The sequence below is a fragment of the Burkholderia sp. L27(2015) genome, from assembly GCF_009765705.1.
Lineage (GTDB): Bacteria > Pseudomonadota > Gammaproteobacteria > Burkholderiales > Burkholderiaceae > LMUX01.
In genome coordinates, this window is the sequence record NZ_LMUX01000010.1 from 1 (window position 1) to 18304 (window position 18304).

The window sequence follows — 18304 nt, forward strand, 5'->3', positions numbered from 1 at the left end:
TTTGACGACAACACCGTTGCGATCGCTGCCGTCAGCGTCGTCTTGCCGTGGTCAACGTGACCGATTGTGCCGACGTTGACGTGCGGCTTGGTCCGTTCGAATTTACCTTTAGCCATGATTCTCTTCTTTCAATAATGGTTGAGCGGAGGACATCTGCTCAGGCGCCCCACGTGGCGCGCCCGAACTAAATGCGTTTAATCTGCCGCGACAAATTACTTACCCTTGGCGCTGATGATAGCCTCAGCGACATTGCGCGGAGCTTCTGCGTAGTGCTTGAATTCCATCGTGTACGTTGCACGACCCTGGGTCAGCGAGCGCAGCGACGTCGAGTATCCGAACATTTCTGCCAACGGGACTTCGGCGCGCACGATCTTGCCGCCGCCCACCATGTCGTCCATGCCCTGCACGATACCGCGACGCGACGACAAGTCGCCCATCACGTTACCCATGAAGTCCTCAGGCGTTTCCACCTCGACGGCCATCATCGGCTCGAGCAGCACCGGGCTGGCACGGCGCATACCTTCTTTGAAGCCCATCGAGCCGGCCATCTTGAAGGCGTTTTCGTTCGAGTCCACATCGTGGTACGAGCCGAAGAACAGCGTCACCTTGACGTCGACCACCGGGTAACCGGCCAACACGCCGGCCTTCAGCGTTTCGGTAATGCCCTTGTCGACTGCCGGGATGAATTCGCGTGGCACCACACCACCCTTGATCGCGTCGACGAATTCGTAGCCCTTGCCTTGTTCCTGCGGCTCGAGCTTGAGCACAACGTGGCCGTACTGGCCGCGACCGCCCGACTGCTTGACGAACTTGCCTTCCACTTCTTCGCAGGTAGCGCGTATGGTTTCGCGGTAAGCCACTTGCGGCTTGCCGACAGTCGCTTCCACGCCAAACTCACGACGCATCCGGTCGACCAGAATTTCCAGGTGGAGCTCGCCCATCCCCGAAATAATCGTCTGACCCGACTCTTCATCGGTCTGCACACGGAACGACGGATCTTCCTGGGCCAGGCGGTTCAGCGCCATACCCATTTTTTCCTGGTCGACCTTGGTCTTCGGCTCGACTGCCTGCGAAATCACCGGCTCCGGGAAAATCATCCGTTCCAGCACGATCGGGTGATCCGGGTCGCACAGCGTGTCACCGGTGGTGGCTTCTTTCAAGCCAACCGCAGCGGCGATATCGCCGGCAAACACTTCCTTCAGTTCTTCACGCTGGTTCGCGTGCATCTGAAGAATCCGGCCCAAACGTTCTTTCTTTTCTTTCACCGCGTTGTACACGGTGTCGCCCGAATTGATCTTGCCCGAATACACGCGGAAGAAAATCAACTGGCCGACGAACGGGTCGGTCATGATCTTGAATGCGAGCGCCGAGAACTTCTCGTCGTCAGCCGCACGGCGTTCGATCTTGTCGCCATTCTCGGCTTCGCCCGTGACCGGGGGAATGTCCACCGGCGACGGCAGGAAATCGATCACAGCGTCGAGCATGCGCTGCACGCCCTTGTTCTTGAACGCGGTGCCACACAGCATAGGCTGGATTTCGCACGCAATCGTACGGTCGCGCAGACCCTTGACGATTTCCTCTTCCGACAGATCGCCGTCTTCGAGGTACTTGTTCATGTACTCTTCGTTGGCTTCTGCCGCGGCTTCGACCATCTTTTCCCGCCATTCGTCGCAGGTCGCCTGCAACTCAGCCGGGATCTCGCTGTAGTCGAATTTGATGCCCTGGCTAGCCTCGTCCCAAATGATCGCTTTCATCTTCAGCAGATCGACGACGCCGGTGAACGACTCTTCGGCGCCGATCGGCACGACGACGGGAACCGGATTCGCCTTCAGGCGCATCTTCAACTGTTCGTAAACCTTGAAGAAATTCGCGCCAGTGCGGTCCATCTTATTGACGAAGGCCAGACGCGGCACTTTGTACTTGTTGGCCTGACGCCAGACGGTTTCCGACTGTGGCTGAACGCCGCCCACAGCACAATAGACCATGCAGGCGCCATCGAGCACACGCATCGAGCGCTCGACTTCAATCGTGAAGTCGACGTGCCCAGGCGTGTCGATGATATTGATCCGGTGTTCCGGATAGTTGCCGGCCATGCCTTTCCAGAAGGCGGTCGTAGCTGCCGACGTAATGGTGATGCCGCGTTCCTGCTCCTGCTCCATCCAGTCCATCGTTGCAGCGCCGTCGTGAACCTCGCCAATCTTATGGTTCACGCCGGTATAGAACAGGATACGCTCGGTCGTCGTCGTTTTGCCGGCGTCGATGTGAGCGCTAATACCGATATTGCGGTAGCGCTCGATAGGTGTCTTGCGAGCCACTTTGATCCTCTATCAAACGGGCGCCAGACTCATGTCCGGCACGCCCCCAACACAAGCGGGCGAGACGCCATCCAGCGCCCCGCCCGGTACCCCTTCTTACTAACGCTATGCGATTAGGAAAGGATTAGAAGCGGAAGTGCGAAAACGCCTTGTTCGCTTCTGCCATACGGTGAACTTCATCACGTTTCTTCATTGCACCGCCACGTCCTTCGGACGCTTCGAGCAATTCGCCTGCCAGGCGCAGCGCCATCGACTTCTCGCTGCGTTTTTTCGCGGCCTCGCGCAACCAGCGCATCGCCAATGCCATACGGCGCGACGGACGCACTTCGACCGGAACCTGATAATTGGCGCCACCAACCCGACGGCTCTTCACTTCAACCACCGGCTTGACGTTGTTCAGCGCACCGCTGAACACTTCCAGGGGGTCCTTGCCGGCCTTGCCCTGGATCTGCTCGAAAGCGCCATAAACGATACGTTCAGCGACCGACTTCTTGCCGGACAGCATCAGCACGTTCATAAACTTTGCAACATCAACATTGCCGAACTTCGGATCTGGCAATACTTCCCGCTTGGGGACTTCACGACGACGTGGCATTTCTTTTCCTTTGTCTTTTCAGTTGGGGCATGGCTCACCGTGAGCATTCATGCAACTTCATCACCCCGCGGTCGCCAACTGACCCGACGAATCGAATACTGGTCGGGCGACCACTTACTCAGCAGCACCGGCGATTCCGGCACCACCGCAATTACACGCCAATAGGCGCTACTGCAAAACTGACTGCTTACTGCTACCGACGTGCTTACTTGCCGGCCTTGGGACGCTTCGCGCCGTACTTCGAACGCGATTGCTTACGATCCTTGACGCCCTGGGTATCCAGCGAGCCGCGCACCATGTGGTAGCGCACACCCGGCAAGTCTTTCACGCGGCCGCCGCGAATCAGCACGACCGAGTGTTCTTGCAGGTTGTGGCCTTCACCACCGATATACGAAATGACTTCGAAGCCGTTCGTCAAACGAACCTTCGCGACCTTACGCAATGCGGAGTTAGGCTTTTTAGGCGTCGTGGTGTACACGCGAGTGCACACGCCGCGGCGCTGTGGGCAATCCTGCAAAGCCGGGCTCTTGCTCTTTACGACCTCAGAGGCCCGGCCCTTGCGGACCAGTTGATTAATTGTTGGCATTGTAAATTCCTGCAAATGGAGAACGAAATCCGAGATTTCATGCGAACCGGGCAAGCGGTCCGCGCTTCCGGGCCTTGGGTTTCCGCACACCGCCATACCTGACGCGGTCGCGCATTGATCCACCAAAAACCGGAACCTCGCATAATAATCTGAAATAGCCAAGTGGGTCAAGTACTTGGAGCAGGGAAGACGCGACGTCAGTCTGAAATTGTCGGCGAAATCGCCCTCAAGCCTCGGCGATTGCGTCGATCAACGCTTCGCCGAAACGTTCGAGCTTGCGCACACCAATACCAGGGATGCCACGCAGTTCGGCAAGCGTGGCCGGCGCCGTGCGGGCCAGCTCTGCCAAGGTCGCGTCGTGGAAGATCACATAGGCCGGCACCCCGTCGCTGCGTGCCGTCTCTGCACGCCAGCTGCGCAGGCGCTCCCACCGCGCGCGCTGGTGGCCTGACATGCCGTCCGTAGGATCGGTACGCGCGCCACTGCGCGCGGTTTGCCGTACCTTCGTGGGCTTGACGTAACGCCGCAGCGTGACGTTGCGCTCGCCTTTGAGTACCGCGCGGCTCGCGTCCGTCAAGACCAGCGCGCCATGGCCTTCGTGGTCGATCGCCAACAGGCCGTAGGCCACCAATTGACGAAAAATTGCTCGCCATTCGGGTTCGGCCAGGGCAGCACCGATCCCAAAGGTGGAAAGCGTCTGGTGAGCGCGCTGGGTAACGCGCTCGGTTACCGTCCCACGCAGGATGTCGATCAGATGGCCCGCACCATAGTGAACGCCGCTGGCACGCGCGACGCGATACACGCATGACAGCGCCATTTGCGCTTCGCGGGTCGCGTCCCACGTATCGGGCGGCTCCAGGCATGTGTCGCAGTTGCCGCAAGGCTGACTCGGCTCGCCAAAATAGTCCAGCAAGCGCACGCGTCGGCAAGTCGCGGTTTCGCATAGGCCAAGCAGAGCATCGAGCTTGGCGGTGGACACACGCTTGTGAACCTCGTCGGCCTCCGATTCGTCGATCATACGGCGCTGCTGGACCACGTCGCCCAGGCCATAGGCCATCCAGGCGTTCGCGGCCAGGCCGTCACGTCCGGCGCGCCCGGTTTCCTGGTAATACCCTTCGATGCTTTTGGGCAGATCCATATGCGCGACGAACCGTACGTCGGGTTTGTCTATGCCCATCCCAAACGCAATCGTGGCCACCATCACCACGCCCTCGTCGTGCTGGAACATTTGTTGGTGACGTTGGCGGATCTGCGCGTCCATTCCAGCGTGGTAGGGCAACGCGTTGATGCCCTGGGTCTTGAGCCACTCGGCGGTCTCGTCCACCTTGCGCCGCGACAGGCAATAGACGATGCCCGCGTCGGTGCCGGTCGGGTGGCGATGCTCCGCGCGAATAAAATCGAGCAATTGGCTGCGTGCGTTGTCTTTCTCGACGATGCGGTAACGGATATTGGGACGATCGAAACTGGAGATAAAGATCCGCGCGTCATCCAATGCGAGCCGTTCGATGATTTCGTCACGAGTCTGCGCGTCAGCGGTCGCCGTCAGTGCAATACGTGGAATGCCAGGAAACCGCTCATGCAACATCGAGAGCTGAATATATTCCGGACGGAAATCATGCCCCCACTGCGATACGCAGTGGGCTTCGTCAATAGCAAACAGGGCAACGGGGATGCGTTCGAGCAGATCGATAAATCGCGCCGTCATCAGGCGCTCCGGCGCCACGTAGAGGATCTCGATCTCGCCACGCAGCAGCGCGCGCTCGGTCGCGGCCATCTCGGCCCCGCTCAACGACGAATTCAGATGCGCGGCCTTTACGCCGGCTTCGGTCAAGGCAGCTACCTGGTCTTGCATCAACGCGATCAGCGGCGAAACAACGATGCCGACGCCGTACCCGGCTTCGCGCCGCACCAAGGACGGAATCTGGAAGCACAGCGATTTACCACCGCCCGTGGGCATGAGAACCAGGCAATCGCCTCCGGCGGCGACATGCTCGACGATTTCGGCCTGCGGTCCGCGAAATGCAGGGTAACCAAATACTTCGTTTAAAACGGCGAGGCAGCGCGACATGGAATCCCGTGGTTTGCCGAGAACGGATCTCAACAGGCAAGCAACAAAGCGTCAGTTTACCAAGCCTGCGCCCGTATTGAGAGATTGGTCGTTCAGTCAGACGATGGAACGGCGTCGGAACTCGCGCCGGGAGCCTCGTGGAGAGGCTCTTGGGGGGCCGCAGAGCAAAAAAAACGGCCCCCGAAGGGGCCGTTTTTACTCAGCGTCAAACCGCTTACGCTTACTCGGTAGGCTGTTGCTGCTCAGCCGGCGTTTCAGGCGTCGCGAAGTCGAAGGTCACTTCTTCTTCGGCTGCGATCTGGTCGAAACGCTCGCGCTCTGATTGCTCGCGAGCTTTACGCGCCTTGTGGAAGGCAAGACCGGTACCTGCCGGGATCAAACGACCCACGATCACGTTTTCTTTCAGCCCGCGCAAATCGTCGCGCTTGCCCATGATCGCCGCTTCGGTCAGCACTCGCGTGGTTTCCTGGAAGGAAGCCGCGGAGATGAACGAATCGGTCGACAGCGATGCCTTGGTAATACCCAGCAGTACGTTGTCGTAGGTCGAAGGACGCTTGTCGTCCGCTGTCATCCGGTCGTTCTCGTCGAGCATATCCGACCGCTCGACTTGTTCACCCGGAATGAAACGCGTATCGCCGTTGTCGGTGATTTGCACGCGGCGTAGCATCTGACGCACGATCACTTCAATATGCTTGTCGTTGATCTTCACGCCTTGCAAGCGGTACACGTCCTGCACTTCGTCGACGATATAGCGGGCCAGCGCCTCGACACCCTGCAAACGCAGAATATCGTGCGGGTCAGCCGGACCGTCAACGATCATTTCACCCTTGTTCACCACTTGGCCGTCATGCACCAGCACTTGCTTTTCCTTGGTAATCAGGAATTCGTGCTGGACGCCATCGAGGTCGGTAATGACCAGACGCTGCTTGCCCTTGGTGTCCTTGCCGAACGAAACGGTACCAGTGACTTCGGCAAGAATGCCGGCGTCTTTCGGTGAACGGGCTTCGAACAGTTCGGCCACACGCGGCAAACCACCGGTAATGTCGCGCGTCTTTTGCGATTCGGTCGGGATCCGCGCGAGCACTTCACCCACCTGCACTTGCTGACCATCCTTGACGGTAATCAGTGCGCCAACCTGGAAACCGATCGCCACTGCGTGATCGGTGCCCGGAATCTTCACTTCGTCGCCATTGGTGTCGAGCAACTTGACCTGCGGACGCACGCTTTTCACCGCTTGCGAACCGCGGCGCTTCGGATCGATCACGACCAAGGTCGAAAGACCGGTTACATCGTCGATCTGCTTGGCTACCGTCACGCCTTCTTCGACGTTTTCGAAACGAACCTGACCACCGTATTCGGTGATGATCGGGCGCGTCAGCGGATCCCAGCCAGCCAATTGCGTACCGGCCTTGATCTGCGAGCCATCGAGTTGCAGCAAGGTCGCGCCGTAAGGAATCTTATGGCGTTCGCGCTCGCGGCCGTGGTCGTCGGTGATCATCGCTTCGCCCGAACGCGAGATGACGATCTGCTCGCCCTTCGCATTCGTGACGTAACGCATCGTCACCGTGAAACGCACGGTACCGTTGGACTTCGCTTCAACGCTCGACGCCACTGCTGCACGCGATGCGGCGCCACCGATGTGGAACGTACGCATCGTGAGCTGCGTGCCCGGCTCGCCGATCGACTGAGCCGCGATCACACCAACCGCTTCGCCGACGTTGACGCGCGAACCACGACCCAGATCGCGGCCATAGCAGCTTGCGCACAGACCGTAGCGCGTGGCGCAGGTCAACGGCGTGCGCACGCGCACTTCGTCGATACCGCGGCGTTCGATGTCCTCGACCGAATCTTCGTCCAGCAAGGTGCCGGTGTCGTACAAGGTTTCCTGGGTTTCCGGATCGACGACGTCGGCCACCGTGACGCGACCGAGGATCCGGTCACGCAACGCTTCCACGACTTCACCGCCTTCAACCAAGGCTTTCATCGCCACACCGTTGCTGGTGCCGCAATCTTCCTCGACCACGACCAGATCCTGCGTCACGTCGACCAGACGGCGAGTCAGGTAACCCGAGTTCGCTGTCTTCAATGCCGTATCAGCCAGACCCTTACGTGCACCGTGGGTCGAGATGAAGTACTGCAGCACGTTCAGGCCTTCGCGGAAGTTCGCCGTGATCGGCGTCTCGATGATCGAGCCATCCGGCTTCGCCATCAGGCCACGCATACCGGCCAGCTGGCGAATCTGCACAGCGGAACCGCGTGCGCCCGAGTCAGCCATCATGTAGATCGAGTTGAACGATTCCTGCGACACTTCCTTGCCATCGCGGTCTATCGTGCGTTCGGTCGAGAGCTGTTCCATCATCGACTTGCCGACCGCTTCCGACGTCGCCGACCAGATGTCGACCACGTTGTTGTAGCGCTCTTGCGAAGTCACCAGACCCGACATGTACTGACGGTCGTATTCCTTGACCTTCTTGGCCGCGTCATTGACGATGGTTTCTTTCTGCGGCGGCACGAGCATGTCGTCGACGCAAATCGAGATACCGGCGCGCGTAGCCAAGCGGAAACCCGACTGCATCAGCTGGTCGGCGAAAATCACCGTCTCGCGCAGACCGCAACGGCGAAACGCCGTGTTGATCAGGCGCGAAATTTCCTTCTTCTTCAGCGGCTTGTTCAGCACGGTGAAGGGCAGCCCCGGCGGCAAGATTTCCGACAGGATCGAGCGGCCGACCGTGGTCGCGAACAACGAGATCTTGGGCACGAACTTCGGTGCGCCTTCCGACGTATCTTCGTTAGCGACCATTTCGGTGATACGCACGTTCACGCGCGAAGCCAGTTCGACTTCCTTGTTTTCGTACGCGCGAATCGCTTCGCTCACACCGGTGAAGGTCATCCCTTCGCCACGGCCATTGACCTTTTCGCGAGTCGCGAAATACAGGCCCAACACGATATCCTGCGACGGCACGATCGAAGGATCGCCGTTAGCCGGGAACAACACGTTGTTCGAGGCCAGCATCAGGGTACGCGCTTCCATCTGCGCTTCCAGCGACAGCGGCACGTGAACAGCCATCTGGTCACCGTCAAAGTCGGCGTTGAACGCCGCGCAAACCAGCGGATGCAGCTGGATTGCCTTGCCTTCGATCAGCACCGGCTCGAACGCCTGGATACCCAAGCGGTGCAGCGTCGGTGCGCGGTTCAGCATGACCGGATGTTCACGGATCACTTCTTCCAGGATATCCCAGACAATTGCGGTCTGGTTTTCGACTTCCTTCTTCGCCGCCTTGATGGTGGTAGCTACGCCCATCACTTCCAACTTGTGGAAAATGAACGGCTTGAACAGCTCGAGCGCCATCAACTTGGGCAGACCGCACTGGTGCAACTTGAGCGTCGGGCCCACCACGATGACGGAACGGCCCGAGTAGTCGACGCGCTTGCCCAGCAAGTTTTGACGGAAACGACCGCCCTTGCCCTTGATCATGTCGGCGAGCGACTTCAGCGGACGCTTGTTGGCGCCCGTCATCGCCTTACCGCGGCGACCGTTGTCCAGCAGCGAATCGACGGCTTCCTGCAGCATGCGCTTTTCGTTGCGCACGATGATTTCCGGAGCCTTCAATTCGAGCAGGCGTTTCAAACGGTTGTTACGGTTGATCACGCGACGGTACAGGTCGTTCAAGTCCGAGGTGGCGAAACGACCGCCATCCAACGGCACCAGCGGACGCAGTTCCGGCGGCAACACCGGCAGCACTTCGAGCACCATCCAGTCGGGCTTGATGCCCGAACGCTGGAAAGCCTCGAGTACTTTCAGGCGCTTCGCGTACTTCTTGATCTTGGCTTCCGAACCCGTGACTTTCAACTCGGCGCGCAGGTGTTCAACCTGGGCATCGATGTCGATTGCACGCAGCAGTTCACGCACGCCTTCCGCACCCATTTCAGCGCGGAATTCGTCGCCGTACTCTTCGACCTTGGCGTAGTAATCTTCCTCGGTCATGATCTGCGACTTCTTCAGCGGCGTCATGCCCGGTTCGATCACGACGTACGCTTCGAAGTACAGCACGCGTTCGATGTCGCGCAGGGTCATGTCGAGCACCATGCCGAGACGGCTAGGCAGGCTCTTCAAAAACCAGATGTGCGCCACCGGCGAGGCGAGTTCGATATGGCCCATCCGCTCACGGCGGACCTTGGCCAACGTCACTTCAACGCCGCACTTCTCGCAGATCACGCCGCGATGCTTCAGGCGCTTGTATTTGCCGCACAGGCATTCGTAGTCCTTGATCGGACCAAAAATCTTGGCGCAAAACAGGCCATCACGCTCCGGTTTGAAGGTGCGATAGTTGATGGTTTCCGGCTTTTTGACTTCACCAAAAGACCAGGACCGGATTTTGTCCGGCGATGCCAGGCCAATCTTGATGGCATCAAAAACTTCATCTTGTTGGACTTGCTTGAACAGATCGAGCAGAGCTTTCATTGCTTTCTCCAGGTAGTCCGATTAATTCCGGTCCAGATCGATGTCGATACCCAGCGAACGGATTTCTTTCACCAGCACATTGAACGACTCAGGCATGCCCGCGTCGATGACGTGATCGCCCTTGACCAGGTTCTCATACACCTTGGTACGGCCGTTCACATCGTCCGACTTGACGGTCAGCATTTCCTGCAGCACGTACGAAGCGCCATACGCTTCGAGCGCCCACACTTCCATCTCACCGAAACGCTGGCCACCGAACTGGGCTTTACCGCCCAACGGTTGCTGCGTCACCAGCGAGTACGGGCCGGTGGAGCGTGCGTGCATCTTGTCGTCGACCAAGTGATGCAGCTTCAGCATGTGCATGTAGCCGACCGTCACGGTGCGCTCAAACGCCTCGCCGGTACGTCCGTCATACAGGGTCACCTGATTCTTCGACTTGGTCATGCCGAGCTGCTTGGCGATATCGTCCGGATACGCGAGATCGAGTGCGCGCGAGATTTCTTCCTCGGTTGCGCCATCGAACACAGGCGTCGCAAACGGCACGCCTTCACGCAGGTTATGCGCGAGGTCCAGGATTTCTTCGTCGCTGAAGTCGGCCAGCGCTTCCGCACGGCCGCTTTCGTTGTAGATCTTGATCAGGAATTCACGCATTTCCGCCGCTTTCTTCTGCGTGCGCAACATGTCACCGATCCGATGACCCAGACCCTTCGCGGCCCAGCCCAGGTGGACTTCGAGCACCTGCCCGACGTTCATCCGTGAAGGTACGCCCAACGGGTTCAGCACGATGTCAGCCGGGGTGCCGTCAGCCATATACGGCATGTCTTCGACCGGGGTGATCTTCGAGACCACACCTTTGTTACCGTGACGACCGGCCATCTTGTCACCTGGCTGCAAGCGACGCTTGACCGCGAGGTAGACCTTGACCATTTTCAGCACGCCCGGCGGCAATTCGTCGCCTTGCGTCAGCTTCTTGCGCTTCTCTTCGAAGTTCAGATCGAATTGATGGCGCTTCTGTTCGATCGATTCCTTGATCGCTTCGAGTTGCGCTGCCGCTTCGTCGTCAGCCAGGCGAATGTCGAACCAATGATAGTGTTCGAGATCCGTCAGGTATTCCTGCGTCAGCTTGGTGCCTTTGGCGATCTTCTTCGGACCGCCATTGACGACCTTGCCGACCAGCATGCGCGCCAGACGCTGGAACGCATCGCCTTCGACAATACGCAACTGGTCGTTCAAGTCCAGGCGATAGCGCTTCAGTTCGTCGTCGATGATCTGCTGGGCACGCTTGTCGCGTTGAATGCCTTCGCGCGTGAATACCTGCACGTCAATCACGGTGCCAGTCATGCCCGAGGGCACGCGCAGCGACGTGTCTTTAACGTCCGAAGCCTTCTCACCAAAAATGGCGCGCAGCAGTTTTTCCTCAGGCGTGAGCTGGGTTTCGCCCTTCGGCGTAACCTTGCCCACCAGCACATCGCCCGCTTCGACTTCAGCACCGATGTAGATGATGCCCGAATCGTCGAGGCGCCCGAGCTGGACTTCCGCGAGGTTGGAGATATCACGGGTGATTTCTTCCGGTCCCAGCTTGGTATCGCGTGCGACGACGTTCAGTTCTTCGATATGAATCGAGGTATAGCGATCTTCAGCAACAACCTTCTCCGAGATCAAGATCGAATCTTCGAAGTTATAGCCGTTCCATGGCATGAACGCGACCAGCATGTTCTGGCCCAGGGCCAGTTCGCCGATATCGGTCGATGCACCGTCAGCCACCACGTCACCGCGCGCAACCTTGTCGCCCACTTTAACGATGGGACGCTGGTTGATGTTGGTGTTCTGGTTCGAACGCGTGTACTTGATCAGGTTGTAGATGTCGACGCCAACTTCGCCAGCAACGGCTTCGTCGTCGTTCACTCGAATTACGATACGGCCTGCGTCGACGTAATCCACCACGCCACCGCGGAACGCTTGCACCGTGGTGCCCGAGTCGACTGCCACCGTACGTTCGATACCGGTACCGACCAACGCCTTTTCAGGACGCAAGCAAGGCACAGCCTGGCGCTGCATGTTCGAACCCATCAAAGCACGGTTCGCGTCATCGTGTTCCAGGAACGGAATCAAGGAAGCTGCCACCGAGACGATCTGCGACGGCGCCACATCCATGTACTGGATGCGGTCCGGCGTAACCATCAGCGTTTCGCCGGCTTCACGCGACGACACCAGCTCGTCGGTCAGCGTACCGTTCGTTTCGTCGACTGCCGCGTTCGCCTGAGCGATCACATAACGGCCTTCTTCGATCGCCGACAGGTAATCGATCTTGTCGGTGACCTTGCCGTCTTCAACCTTGCGGTACGGCGTTTCGAGGAAACCATACTCGTTCAAGTGCGCGTACAGCGCGAGCGAGTTGATCAGCCCGATGTTCGGACCTTCCGGCGTTTCAATCGGACACACACGGCCATAGTGGGTCGGATGCACGTCGCGCACTTCAAAGCCTGCACGTTCGCGCGTCAAACCGCCCGGGCCCAGTGCCGAAACACGGCGCTTGTGGGTGATTTCCGACAGCGGGTTGGTTTGGTCCATAAACTGCGACAGCTGTGACGATCCGAAGAACTCGCGAATCGCCGAAGAAATCGGCTTCGAGTTAATCAGGTCGTGCGGCATCAGGTTTTCGCTTTCGGCTTGACCGAGGCGTTCCTTGACCGCGCGTTCGACGCGAACCAGACCGGCACGGAATTGGTTTTCCGCCAGTTCGCCCACGCAACGCACACGGCGATTACCGAGGTGATCGATGTCGTCGACTTCGCCCTTGCCGTTACGCAACTCGACCAGGATCTTGATGGTCGCGAGAATGTCGTCGTCCTGCAGCGTCATCGGCCCGATGATTTCATCGCGGCCCACGCGGCGGTTGAACTTCATACGACCCACTTTCGACAGGTCGTAGGCATCTTCGCTATAGAACAGCCGGTTGAAGAGCGCCTCGACGGCTTCTTCGGTCGGCGGTTCGCCCGGGCGCATCATGCGATAAATCGCGATGCGTGCGGCGGTCTTGTCGACCGTTTCGTCGTTGCGCAGCGTTTGCGAGATGTACGGACCTTGGTCCAGGTCGTTCGTATAGAGCGTCTGGATATCCTTGATCTTCGCTTCGCGCAGCTTGACCATCACGCTTTCGGTGATCTCTTCATTGGCGCTGGCCATCACTTCGCCGGTATCGCCATCGATCACGTTCTTCGCAAGCACGCGGCCGAGCAGGTAGTCTTCCGGCACCGAGATGAACTTCGTCTTGGCGGTTTCCAGATCGCGAATGTGCTTGGCGTTGATCCGCTTGTCTTTCTGAACGATGACGTTGCCGTCACGATCCGTGATGTCGAAGCGCGCGACTTCGCCGCGCAGGCGTTCGGCCACGAATTCGACTTGCGCACCCTGATCCATCAGGGCGAAGTTGTCGAACACGAAGAAGTTCGCGAGGATCTGTTCCGGCGTCAGGCCAATGGCCTTCAGCAAAATCGTCACCGGCATCTTGCGACGGCGGTCGACACGGAAATACAAAATGTCTTTGGGATCGAACTCGAAATCGAGCCACGAACCACGGTAAGGAATGATACGTGCCGAGAACAGCAGTTTGCCCGAGCTGTGCGTCTTGCCCTTGTCGTGTTCGAAGAACACGCCCGGCGAGCGATGCAGCTGCGAAACGATGACCCGTTCTGTCCCGTTGATGACGAAGGAACCCGTCGAAGTCATGAGCGGAATTTCGCCCATATAGACTTCTTGTTCCTTGATTTCTTTTACCACCGGCTTGCTCGGCGACTCTTTGTCGAGCAACACGAGGCGCACTTTCGCGCGCAAAGCCGAACAAAATGTCAGCCCACGTTGCTGACATTCCTTGACGTCGAAGGCCGGAGGCGACAGCATATAGCTGACAAACTCGAGACGAGCGAAACCATTGTGCGAGACAATCGGAAAAACCGAATTGAATGCAGCCTGCAAACCTTCCGGCTTGCGCAGGGTGACTGACGTATCCGCTTGCAAGAACGTACTGAACGATTCAAGCTGCGTTGCCAGAAGAAATGGAACTTGGTGAACGATCGGGCGTTTCGCAAAACTCTTGCGAATACGCTTTTTCTCGGTGAAGGAATATTGCATACGAACTCCGAATCACGGCAGGCTCTGTCTTTCGACGAGGTTGGCCAGTGTTCACCGACTGAGACCCGATGCCCGTGCTTTTGCCGTCAGGCAAAAATACGAGCGAAAAAGCTTGGTGGTTGGCCGCTACCAACCATGGCTGACGGCAGCGGATGCCTATGTTGCCCGCTACCCGACCAAACTTGCCTTCTGCAGTCGCTTCAGAAGACAAAGAGAAACACCGTCTTGCAGCGATTTTTCTCTTTGGCATCTAGAACCGCTTGAGCGCAAAAACTGCGACGCCGCGGCGACTTTCTTCAGTGATTCAATGCGCCCGAAGCGCGCTTTAATGCCTATTCTCTACAAAGCACAAAAAGGCTGACGGACATTTCGCCGCCAGCCTTTCCGCAAACATACGCGAATTACTTGATTTCAGCCTTCGCGCCTGCTTCTTCCAACTTCTTCTTGGCTTCTTCAGCAGCAGCCTTCGGTACCGATTCCTTAACAGGCTTCGGTGCACCGTCGACCAGGTCTTTAGCTTCCTTCAGACCCAGGCCGGTCAGTTCGCGAACTGCCTTAATAACCGATACCTTGTTTGCGCCGATTTCGAGCAGGTTAACCGTGAATTCGGTCTGCTCTTCCACCACTGCAGCAGCGCCGCCGCCTGCGGGGCCAGCCACTGCCAACGATGCCGCCGACACGCCAAACTTTTCTTCAAAAGCCTTGACCAGGTCGTTCAGTTCCAGAACCGACATCGAGCCTACGGCTTCCAGGATGTCTTCTTTTGCGATTGCCATTTGAACTACTCCTAATGTTTGATCAATTTCAGGTCAGCGGTAAGCCCACTCTCTTTGCGAGGCCGCCAGACGGCGAACTCGCGCGGATCGTTAAGCTTCTTCGCCCTGTTTCTGTGCGGCCAGTGCAGCGAGTGCACGGGCAAAGCCGGAAACAGGTGCTTGCATGACACCCAGCAACTTGGCGAGCAGTTCTTCGCGGCTAGGAATGTTGGCCAGAGCCTGAACTTCGGCTTTGTCCAGCATCTTGCCTTCGAAGGCGCCCGATCGAATGACCAACTTGTCGTTGCTTTTAGCGAAGTCGTTGACGACTTTCGCTGCAGCAACTGCATCTTCAGAGATGCCGTAGATCAGGGGACCGGTCATCTGTTCGGCCAGGCCAGCAAAAGCCGTGCCTTCGACGGCGCGACGCGCCAACGTGTTTTTCAACACGCGAAGGTACACCTTTTGCTCACGCGCTTTCGCGCGCAGCTTGGTCAGATCGCCAACCGCGATTCCACGATATTCAGCCAGTACGATGGTCTGAGCTTTCGCAACTTTCGCGGAAATCTCAGCCACGACGGCCTGTTTATCTTCTCTATTGAGTGGCACGGTTAAACCTCCAGATTGGATGAGCTTTGCACGGCGGCGGGATGCGCGCCGTACACTGTCCATCGCGTTCCAACAACGGCGTCCGAGGTCAGGAGTATCTTAAACAGCGCTCTTTCGAGCTAACCGATTCGATGCTACAAAACTTGTTCGGGTTCGCCATCTGCGTTGGCTTACATTAAGGATTTGCCCAACAACTGCAGATCCGCCAACGGTCTTTGACAACCGGTTGCATACGTCTATCGACCCATGCAACCGCCCAAAGCCCTTTAATCGCTGCGAGGCTTGTCGCCTCACAGCAAAGTCTTATTACTGTGCTGCGAGCGTGCTTTGATCGACGCGCACGCCGATGCCCATCGTGCTCGACAAGGCGATCTTGCGCAGATACACGCCTTTGCTCGTCGTCGGCTTGGCTTTTTGCAACGCTTCGACCAGAGCCGACAAGTTGCTGCGCAAAGCGGTTGCTTCGAATGACGCGCGGCCGATCGTGGCGTGGATGATCCCGCCTTTGTCGACACGGAATTGCACTTGACCCGCTTTCGCGTTCTTGACGGCAGTTGCGACGTCAGCAGTCACCGTACCCACTTTCGGGTTAGGCATCAGGCCGCGCGGACCGAGAATCTGGCCCAACGTACCCACGACGCGCATCGTGTCCGGCGAAGCGATCACGACGTCGAAATTCAGGTTACCCGCTTTGACTTGCTCAGCCAGGTCTTCCATACCGACGATATCAGCGCCAGCTGCACGTGCTTGCTCGGCTTTCTCGCCTTGTGCAAATACAGCCACGCGAACCGACTTGCCGGTACCAGCCGGCAGAACCACGGCGCCACGCACCACTTGGTCCGACTTCTTGGCGTCGATGCCGAGCTGCACTGCCACGTCGATCGATTCGTCGAACTTCGCGGTTGCGCATTCCTTGACCAGCTTCAGAGCGTCGTCGAGCGTATACAGCTTTTGCGTATCGATCTTCGCAGTGAGTGCCTTCAGGCGTTTAGAAATCTTGGCCATTTACACACCCTCCACAGTGATACCCATCGAACGGGCGCTACCGGCGATCGTACGCACAGCGGCGTCCAAATCAGACGCGGTCAGGTCAGGCATTTTGCTCTTGGCGATTTCTTCGGCTTGAGCACGCGTGATCTTGCCTACCTTGTCGGTATGCGGCTTGGGCGAGCCCTTGGTGACCTGTGCTGCCTTCTTGATCAGCACGGTTGCCGGAGGCGTCTTCAGGACAAACGTAAAGCTCTTGTCAGCGAACGCAGTGATCACAACAGGAATCGGCAGACCCGGTTCCATAGCTTGCGTCTGTGCGTTGAACGCCTTGCAGAACTCCATGATATTCAAACCGCGTTGACCCAGTGCTGGGCCGACCGGCGGTGAGGGATTGGCTTTACCTGCAGGAATCTGCAGCTTGATAAAGCCGATGATCTTCTTGGCCATATTGAAAACCTCGATTGAACGCGGAGCGTTCGGTGAGTGGTAGCGCGCGTTCGGAAGTTTAATTCCTACTGACGCTCCTCAGCGGCCAATACGCGGACCGCAAACGCGAAAAGCGGCGTCTCGAGTAGAGACACCACAATACTCAAACTTTCTCGACTTGGCCGAATTCGAGCTCGACCGGCGTAGCACGACCAAAGATGGTCACGGACACACGCACACGCGATTTCTCGTAGTTGACCTCTTCGACGCTGCCATTGAAGTCCGTGAACGGGCCGTCCTTGACGCGCACCAATTCGCCCACCTCGAACAGCGTTTTCGGCCGCGGCTTCTCGACCCCTTCCTGCATCTGCGACATGATTTTGTCGACTTCGCGTTGCGAGATCGGGCTCGGGCGGTTGCGAGCTCCGCCGACGAAGCCGGTAACCTTGGCCGTGTTCTTGACCAAATGCCACGTTTCGTCTGTCATTTCCATTTCAACAAGCACGTAGCCCGGAAAAAACCGGCGCTCCGTAACGGACTTTTGCCCGTTCTTGATTTCAACGACCTCTTCGGTCGGAACCAGAATCTTGCCGAAGCGATCCTGCATGTCGGCGCGCTCAATGCGCTCCTGAAGCGCACGCTGCACGCTCTTCTCCATGCCGGAGTAGGCGTGCACGACATACCAGCGCTTGCCACCGGTGGCAGCAGTATCGGTCATATTATTTCCACCCTAGAATTAGCGAAAAAATCACATACTCTATGGTCTTGTCGCTTCCCCACAGGTAGATGGCCATTACCATTACGAAACCGAAAACTACCAGGGTAGTTTGCCCGGCCTCCTTGCGTGACGGCCAAACGACTTTGCGCACTTCGCGATAGGAGTCTTTCGCGAAGCCGATAAACGTCTTGCCCGTCATCGACAGCAATGCCACTACAACGCCCGCGCCCAGGCCCAATGCCAGCACCGCGCCACGAACGTACCACTCTTGGTTGCTCAGAATGCTAAACCCAGCCACGCCAGCAACCGCCAACACTACCGCTGCAGCCAACATCAACTTGTCGCTTGCGGTATTTACAGTTTCGACGGAAGGATTCGCCATAACACCTTAATCGCGCCACACTTCGGCGCTTTGTTTGGCAGGGGCAGAGGGAATCGAACCCCCAACCTTCGGTTTTGGAGACCGACGCTCTGCCAGTTGAGCTATACCCCTAAAACCAATGTGGGGTTAGTCTAACGACCAACCCCCATAGAACTTTCCAACCCGCTACAACTTAAGCGATGATGGTCGACACGACGCCGGCGCCGACGGTACGACCGCCTTCACGGATAGCGAAGCGCAGGCCCACTTCCATCGCGATCGGGTTGA

The 18304-nt window shown here is 58.0% G+C and carries 13 protein-coding genes, 1 tRNA gene and 1 pseudogene; all 15 read right to left on the reverse strand.

What is annotated here, in order from left to right; all coding sequences use genetic code 11:
* Positions 1-116 (reverse strand): GTP-binding protein (locus GSQ77_RS07145; RefSeq protein ID WP_254067505.1); only part of this gene is annotated, 116 nt, incomplete at its 3' end.
* Between the two features lie 96 nt (positions 117-212).
* On the reverse strand, positions 213-2315 hold the full coding sequence (fusA, locus tag GSQ77_RS07150; protein ID WP_158900525.1) for an elongation factor G: 2103 nt from the start codon (positions 2313-2315) through the stop codon (positions 213-215).
* Between the two features lie 124 nt (positions 2316-2439).
* Entirely contained in the window at positions 2440-2910 is a 471-nt protein-coding gene (gene rpsG / locus GSQ77_RS07155) for a 30S ribosomal protein S7 (RefSeq protein WP_158900527.1), read from the reverse strand.
* A gap of 205 nt (positions 2911-3115) precedes the next feature.
* A complete protein-coding gene (gene rpsL / locus GSQ77_RS07160) occupies positions 3116-3496 on the reverse strand; it encodes a 30S ribosomal protein S12 (RefSeq protein ID WP_158900529.1) in 381 nt (126 codons plus the stop codon).
* A 226-nt stretch (positions 3497-3722) separates the two neighbouring features.
* Positions 3723-5564 carry a DNA helicase RecQ gene (gene recQ, locus GSQ77_RS07165; RefSeq protein WP_158900531.1) on the reverse strand — a complete coding sequence of 614 codons (1842 nt, stop codon included), beginning with the start codon at positions 5562-5564 and terminating at the stop codon, positions 3723-3725.
* A 220-nt stretch (positions 5565-5784) separates the two neighbouring features.
* Entirely contained in the window at positions 5785-10026 is a 4242-nt protein-coding gene (rpoC, locus tag GSQ77_RS07170) for a DNA-directed RNA polymerase subunit beta' (protein WP_158900533.1), read from the reverse strand.
* 21 nt (positions 10027-10047) lie between these two features.
* Positions 10048-14157 (reverse strand): DNA-directed RNA polymerase subunit beta, encoded by a 4110-nt coding sequence (gene rpoB / locus GSQ77_RS07175; protein ID WP_158900535.1) that lies wholly within the window; start codon positions 14155-14157, stop codon positions 10048-10050.
* Between the two features lie 401 nt (positions 14158-14558).
* Entirely contained in the window at positions 14559-14933 is a 375-nt protein-coding gene (gene rplL / locus GSQ77_RS07180; RefSeq protein WP_158900537.1) for a 50S ribosomal protein L7/L12, read from the reverse strand.
* Between the two features lie 90 nt (positions 14934-15023).
* Positions 15024-15521, reverse strand: coding sequence for a 50S ribosomal protein L10 (gene rplJ, locus GSQ77_RS07185; RefSeq protein ID WP_158900548.1), 498 nt, complete (start codon positions 15519-15521; stop codon positions 15024-15026).
* 306 nt (positions 15522-15827) lie between these two features.
* On the reverse strand, positions 15828-16526 hold the full coding sequence (gene rplA, locus GSQ77_RS07190) for a 50S ribosomal protein L1 (RefSeq protein ID WP_158900539.1): 699 nt from the start codon (positions 16524-16526) through the stop codon (positions 15828-15830).
* Positions 16527-16958: a 50S ribosomal protein L11 gene (rplK, locus tag GSQ77_RS07195; protein WP_158900542.1), complete on the reverse strand. Its 432-nt coding sequence runs from the start codon at positions 16956-16958 to the stop codon at positions 16527-16529.
* A 142-nt stretch (positions 16959-17100) separates the two neighbouring features.
* Entirely contained in the window at positions 17101-17655 is a 555-nt protein-coding gene (gene nusG / locus GSQ77_RS07200; RefSeq protein WP_158900544.1) for a transcription termination/antitermination protein NusG, read from the reverse strand.
* A gap of 1 nt (position 17656) precedes the next feature.
* The gene (gene secE / locus GSQ77_RS07205) at positions 17657-18037 is read right to left on the reverse strand and encodes a preprotein translocase subunit SecE (RefSeq protein WP_158900546.1); all 381 of its coding nucleotides are present in this window, start codon (positions 18035-18037) and stop codon (positions 17657-17659) included.
* 35 nt (positions 18038-18072) lie between these two features.
* Positions 18073-18148: transfer RNA gene (locus tag GSQ77_RS07210), tRNA-Trp, on the reverse strand.
* Between the two features lie 61 nt (positions 18149-18209).
* Positions 18210-18304, reverse strand: a pseudogene (locus tag GSQ77_RS07215) (elongation factor Tu); the annotation flags it as partial.